The 1,795-nt window shown below is 46.1% G+C and carries 1 protein-coding gene; it reads left to right on the top strand.

The window, feature by feature from the left end:
• Nucleotides 1–118: 118 nt before the first annotated feature.
• The gene (locus CRT24_RS14380) at nucleotides 119–1,666 is read left to right on the top strand and encodes an IS1182 family transposase (RefSeq protein WP_099371915.1); all 1,548 of its coding nucleotides are present in this window, start codon (nucleotides 119–121) and stop codon (nucleotides 1,664–1,666) included.
• The last annotated feature ends 129 nt before the right edge of the window (nucleotides 1,667–1,795 follow it).

The following is a 1,795-nucleotide window of genomic DNA, read 5'->3' as shown; positions in this document are numbered from 1 at the left end:
GGGGCTGTATCATAATTATCTTGGCAAAATATGTGATAAATTTTAATTATCTTATGTACTTAAGATTTGATATAATCAATTGATTTACATATATTTAAGTATATTAATCGATCAGAGAATGTCATCAAAACCATCCAGAAAACTACCTGCTTTCAAGCCCTATGATCAGCACCAGCTGATGGCCTTTCCGCCAACTTTTGAAGAACTACTGCCGGAAAACCATCCTGCCCGAGTGGTCGACCAGGTCATCAATTCAATAAAGATTCAGCCGTTGTTGAAGGCCTATTCCCAACTGGGAGCTTCCAATTATCATCCGCAGTGCTTGTTGAAGGTCCTGGTCTATGCCTATGTGACCAACATCTATTCCAGCCGTAAAATTTCTCAGGCATGTCGTGAGAACGTTGCCTTTATGTGGCTGTCTGGCATGAACAGGCCAGATCACAACACTATCAACAGATTTCGTGGGGTTAGGCTGAAAAAGATCCTTCAAAAGGTTTTTAACGAGATTGTCATGTTGTTGGCCAAAGAAGGCCTGCTGAGCATAGAGGAGGTCTATACAGATGGAACCAAGATAGAGGCCAATGCGAACAGGTATTCTTTTGTCTGGAAAAACAGCATTCTCAGGAACAAGGAAAAAATGAAGCAACAGTTGGCCGAGATATGGAAATATGCACAGCACATTGCCACTGAAGAGGACAATCTTCCGCCAGAGCCTCCCACAAATCAAAAAATAGACCAGCAGCGGATAAAACAGACGGTGGACAAGCTCAATGAGGTGCTGGGCAAAAAGGACGCTGTGGACAGTGGCACCAAAAACAAGCTTAGGCATATAACAAAGACCTATCCTGCACGGATTGAAAAATATGAGGAACAGGAAGCTATATTGGAGAATCGGGGGAGCTACAGCAAAACGGATACGGATGCCACTTTCATGCGGATGAAAGATGACCATAGTGGCAAGGGTACCCTGAAACCGGGCTACAATGTACAGATCTCCACATCAAACCAATACATCGTCAATTACAGCATCCACCCCAACCCGACCGATACCCTGACCCTGATACCCCATATAGAGCTCCACGGACAGCGGTTCGGCAAGCTTCCGAAATCCGTGACGGCGGATGCGGGATACGGCTCTCAGGAAAATTATGAGTTCCTGCTGATCAACAGCATCAATCCCTTTGTCAAGTACAACATGTTCGATCTGGACCAGAGAGGTCCAGTGGGCAGGGGCCTTTTCCACAGCAGTGAGCTTTCATATGACCACAAAAAGGACGAGTTCACCTGTCCCAGCGGGCAGCCCATGAAATTCATCGGCACCAGGGAGCAGGAGACTTCCAGTGGGTACAGGCAGACAACAAGGCACTACAGGACAGAGGGGTGCAGCACCTGTGAGATGCACGGATCCTGCAGGATACCGACCGTTGACAGGGTCGTCTCGCTGAACCCCCAGCTGGAAGCCTATAAGAGAACGGCGACCGAACTGCTGAACTCCGACCAGGGCAGGGCACACCGAAAGAAACGATGCTATGATGTGGAATCGGTATTCGGAAACATAAAAAAGAACCACGGGTTCAAGCGATTTATGCTCCGTGGAAAGCAAAAAGTGGAAATTGAAATGGGATTATTGGCAATAGCACAGAATATCAGGAAGAAAGCAGCATAGAAAGCTGCTTTTTCTCTACAATTGGACTTCCGAAAGGCAAAAAATGAAAAATCAAGCCGAGGTCATCCACAGACCCTGAGAAATTGATTAGACCAAATATTAACTGAAATATAAATGTGATACAGCCCC

It is taken from the genome of Sphingobacterium sp. 1.A.5 (genome assembly GCF_002734235.1).
GTDB classification, from domain to species: Bacteria; Bacteroidota; Bacteroidia; order Sphingobacteriales; family Sphingobacteriaceae; genus Sphingobacterium; species Sphingobacterium daejeonense.
This window is presented reverse-complemented; position numbering and strand designations above follow the sequence as displayed.

Bases quoted from the DNA above. Each gene is read 5' to 3' on its own strand.
- CRT24_RS14380 (WP_099371915.1), top strand. From the start codon at position 119: ATGTCATCAAAACCATCCAGAAAACTACCTGCTTTCAAGCCCTATGAT.